1 protein-coding gene and 1 pseudogene are annotated in these 5,139 nt (G+C 33.5%); both read right to left on the reverse strand.

Annotation, left to right across the window (positions count from 1 at the left end; translation table 11 throughout):
• Positions 1-37: 37 nt before the first annotated feature.
• Positions 38-367: pseudogene (locus OZD63_RS00270) on the reverse strand (patatin-like phospholipase family protein); the annotation flags it as partial.
• Positions 368-469: 102 nt separating this feature from the next.
• Positions 470-4,849 carry a host RNA manipulator TomO gene (locus OZD63_RS00275; protein WP_274979392.1) on the reverse strand — a complete coding sequence of 1,460 codons (4,380 nt, stop codon included), beginning with the start codon at positions 4,847-4,849 and terminating at the stop codon, positions 470-472.
• Positions 4,850-5,139 lie beyond the last annotated feature (290 nt).

A 5,139-nucleotide genomic window follows, 5' to 3' on the forward strand; every position in this document is an offset into this window, starting at 1 on the left:
ACCAGCTTGCAAATGATTGTCCTTTCCTTCATTTCTCTCCTATTACGAAGATTTTAAACAGGTTCTTAGGGAAAAGTTTTTTACTATTTGCATATGCACAAGCTGCTGGATTATTGGCAAACACTCCTCCATCCACTAACACTCTTTTCTCTTGCTTAACTTCTAAATACTTAGGTGCAAAGTATGTTGGTGCTGCTGTTGTTGCTCTGAGTGCATCTTTTAGCTTGATGAAATTCCTATTTTCTCTCCAACTTTTAAGGAAAAATGGACAGTTGTTGTGTGTATCATAACTGGTAAGCAGTAGATTACTTGAAACATCAGCAATAGTACTTTCGCCGAAGTATTTATCGAGTACGCATTTTAAATCAGGCTTTGGTTCTTATTTTATGATAATTAACATAATGATAATAAATTATTAAATGGTAAACTATAATATTTATTCCTTAATTTACCGTTGTGTAATAAGCCCTTACACAGTAAGCTCTTCGCGATCTGTAAATTTATTAACACTACTTTCTTCAAGTGAATTTAAAGGTTTATTACAATAGTATATGATCGCAGCAGCAACTAGACAACAAGCTCCAACTGCTATTCCCACTGCTAGCATTTCCAAGTAAACTGCAATAGCTATCCCTGTAGCAACTCCGGTTATTGCTAACATAGCAGCAGCTATCACAGGCAACTTACTTTTTGCATTTTGTAGAGCAGGGTTGTTTTTGCCTGGATAACTAGGTTGTTTGCTGTTACCTTGAACATTATTTACTCGGTTAGAGTCTTTACTAGCTACTAAAGGTACCCCTGTTGGTATTAGTTTTGGTTGTGTATCTTTTTTACCACTATTCTTATCTACACTTTTAGGCGCAGCTAGTTGAACAGATGGCGCAGTAACACCTCCATTGTTTGGATTAGTAGACTGCTTGCCGTTGGTTTTGATATCACTTTTTTGTTCTAGAATTGGTATTTTAACATTTTCATTTGTAACAGCTATATTATATTGATTGGATACTTGATCACTGCCAGTTCGTGATTCATTTAACTGAATTTTACTTAAATTACTATGATTATCATTACTTATAGAAGCTTGACTTACTGTAGCCACATCATCTTTGATCAATGTAACTGAAGTAGTTTGTGCAGCAAGTTCTTCCGGAATTATAGGGATTGCTTGTTGAACAGGAATTTGTTTATCCTCACCATCACTACTGATAATAGAGGTTGATTGATCATTTATAGTAGTGCCAACACCTTCATCGTTAATATTAGCTGTAATATTAGAATGATGTTCGTTAAGGATTTCTAAAGTTTGTTCTGGACCACTAGAATGTTCACCGCTGCGTTGAGTATTATTAACTTGTGCTTCCTCTGAGTTTGTATCTTGACTTTCTACTGTATCATAAAAATGTTCATCATTCTCTGATTGATCCATAAGGGCAATACCACTATCTTCCTGAATTGGTTGATCACCTTCGTTTACAAGTTGAACATTATTACCCCTAATATTTACTAAACTTTTCGGCTGTACTACTTGTATGGAATCCTCTCGTATTACATGTCCAGCTAACTGAATAGGAGCTTGTTCATTCTTACCACTTTTTTGTTCTAAAATTGGCACTTTAACAGTAGAAAAATCATTAATAGCATTAGCTAGAACTGAATTTTCTTTATTAAATAGCACTTTTAGACTTTCTTCATTAATCAAATGCAAATTAAGTCCATAGGTATTACCATTAGGGAGAGAAAGTTCGGCTTCTCGATCAGACTTTTTAAAAATTTGAGCAACACTCTGACCATTAAGGAGAAAAATTTTAATTGTTCTGTTGTTAGGCAAATTCTTTAATGCCTCAATAGTACTAACAGTCCCTCCACGAGGAACAACCTGTTGAGTACCCAAAGTTGCAACATGCAAATCTCTTGCATTTCCTGTTTTGGTAATAACATCTCCCATACCGTAACCTGTACTTGCTACAAGCTCTTTTTCATTACTTGCTACAAGCATTTGTTCAGGAATTCCTGGAGTGTTACTGCTACCAGCTTTTTCAGAATTCATTTGCTGATTCTCATCACTCTGCACTGCGATTTGTACATTATTATTGCTATGATCACCTAAAGATGAATTTGTTGAAGAAACTTCAGCTATTGTTAACGTTGAGATAGCTGTGGTAGAAGAAGAACCTCCATTAAGTTTATTACTCTTTTTCTTCATAAGTGCCAAGCTTCCTGGATAGTTATCAACTAAGGTTTTCAATAGCCCCAGACTAATAGTGTTTCCACTGAGATAATAATTATTGTTAACAAAAAAAGCAATATCAGGAAGGTTAACTTTTAACCCTTTACTTCTTCCATGTCTATGTAAAGATGGCATCACAAAGGTTATAAACTCATCTCCACCAGGTTTAGAATCCTCATAAATTACTACTTTCTGTTCATTACTAGATCCAGAATGTTTCATCATTTCAGAAAGCGAAGCATCTTTATGTTTATTCTTTACTTGTTTAAAATATTGTTTATCACCATTTGAATGGGTGTTTGGAATGAGGTAACTTGGTGCAGTGAATACATTATACAATACTGTAGCAAGGTAAGAAGGATAATAGTATATAGATACGTTATTATCAGACTTAAATTTGTCAGGTTCAATATTTGCAATAAGATTGCGATACACGTCCAATGGATGAGCATAAAGTGAAGAACTACTACTTATTCTTAATTGTTCACCCACGTGTTTATAACCCATAGAACCAAGTGGTAATGAAGGTATGAAATCTGATTGATTAACTACTCTAATAGTTTTCTTTCCAAGGCGCTCTTCATAAACCTCAGCAGCAGCAGAATCGAAAACCCTTGGAGAAGCAAAAGTTGCAACATGCAAATCTTCTGCACCCTCTCTTACACTTAAACATAGAGCAGCTATGGTGGCAATAGCACCTCCCATACTATGACCTGTAAGGTTAATTTTAAAATCTTTAATTTCTAACTTTTGATCATTAACATATCCTTTTAATATCTCATAAACACTGTCCCAAGAATCCTTAAATAAAGAATAAAAACCTGAGTGGATTTTTCCACCTTCAGGTAAAAGCCCATCTGAACTAGTCAAAATCATTTCAGCATCTTTCATGTAGTCAAACAAATTGCGACTACCGCGGTAAACTATAGTTATTTCCTTGTCTTTTATAAAAACATAACCAGCATGTCGATATAGTTGTCCACTATCACGCATATTATAGAATTGAATTATTTTATAACCTTCTTCCTTAAGTTTAGCTGGAACTCTATAAGATCTTTCCTCTAACTCAGAAAACTTTTTATTATTAAGATTATAATCACCAACATAATAGCCTACCTTAACAAAATTGATGATTTCTAATAACTTCTCTTGGCTAAATCCTGCAATTTCAGTTTTATTTGGTCCTAAAACACCTGGCCTTTGCTCTTCTTGAATATCAGTTATTTCAAATTCATTTTGTTCTAGACTTGAATCATCTCCATTAGGTTCCTCATTAAACTGACCGGCAACATTATTATCTACACTTATAGAAGTATGACAAGCGTTTTGATATCTTTGTTGGATGGTTAAAAACTCCACTCCTGAATTTTCAGCGAGTTTCAATATAAAATTTGTATACACATTTTGAATAATTGAGGAATGTTTTTCACGTATAACATTATCTAAAATAGTAACTGGACTATTTTGCAAGAAGGTCAGCCTATCTGTATCGCCTAAAAATTTAGGATCATTTTTAATTAAATCTAGTACTTTTATTATAAAATCTGTACTGCCAGTACATGAGGCGGCTTGCAAAACTAGGTCATAAATCTTTTGTTTTTTTTCCTTACGTCCATTACCTGCACTATCAATATTTTTTAGAACCTGGTTTTTAATTTGTTCAATAATTTTCTCATCTGCAAATGCTTCTTTATAGATTTCTTGAATTATTGGATCTTTCTTTTCAATACGTTCTCTGCACAAGTACTCAACAATTGAAACATGCTCCTGACTTATTGCAGTTTCTAAAAAAGTAACAATACACTTTTTTAATAGATCTTTTTTAGCCTGATCATCAATACATCTTTCAAGTGAATCCAGTACTATCTTCATAAAGTCTTTATTTTTAGCGAGAGATGCTGTTTCAAGCACACCATATAAAGGGTCAAAGCTACTTGTTTGCAACACTTGTTCAAGATCTTTTAAGACATACTCAATAAGAACTGTATTTAGTAATTCTCGCTCTTGTCTTAGTGCTATAACTGAGAAAAAGCCAATCTTATTAGGTTCAACAAGTTGTACAACCTGATTTTTTAATTCAATATAAAGGTCAGGAAATCTCTCTATAAAAGCTGCAATATATTTTTGACTGCCAATAAGTAGAGGTAAAAGACTCAAATTTCCTTCAGCAAAAAGTATGTCCTGGTATTTTTCTGCAAGTTTGTTATTAGCTGCAATTGCTGAAAGTACCAGCTCTTTTGCTGGATAACTATTTACTTGATCAAAACTATATTGTGACAGTATATTTGAATGTATATGCCGGTGATCGCCTCTGTTTTGTAAGTCTAAACCGAGTTGCTTTAAACAAGAATCTCTGAAGCTTTCGTTATCTAGTGTAACAGGTTGGCCTTCATAATCTTCAATGTCTTGTACAATTCTATCTAATTCTTCATAATTATTATATTCTATGGCATTATTTAGAATATCTATTATTTCAGCAAAAGTTAAACTTTCAGGAATTACAACAAATGGATCTTCGACTTCAATACCCGAACCCCCAGAATTTTTCCTACTTTTAACTTTATTTTCTTCTGTAGCATCTGCTGCTGGTAGCATGAGCCCACCAAATAAATTCCAAGCCATGTTCCCCTCCTACTAAAACAATTTAACTAAGTATACCACTAAACAGTAATTTTGCCAAGCAAACCTTTTAACCCCAATTATGTATGGTCCCAGAGAGTGATGAATTGTAAATAAATTAGGAGCACTGGTTACATATAAATTCATAAAGTTTTGAGAGTTTTAAGAACCTGTTAAGGATCTCGAAAATATGAGGTAAAATAAGCATAGTTAAGAAAGAGGCATATCTATGCAAAAAAGCTATCCAAGCGATATAAGTAAAGAACAATTTGAAAAAATTAGACCAATACTGG

The organism is Wolbachia endosymbiont of Drosophila leontia (genome assembly GCF_028981785.1).
Lineage (GTDB): Bacteria > Pseudomonadota > Alphaproteobacteria > Rickettsiales > Anaplasmataceae > Wolbachia > Wolbachia pipientis.

What these genes read in the sequence shown, in the direction of transcription:
- OZD63_RS00275 (WP_274979392.1), bottom strand. Translation starts at nt 4,849, where the DNA reads ATGGCTTGGAATTTATTTGGTGGGCTCATGCTACCAGCAGCAGATGCT.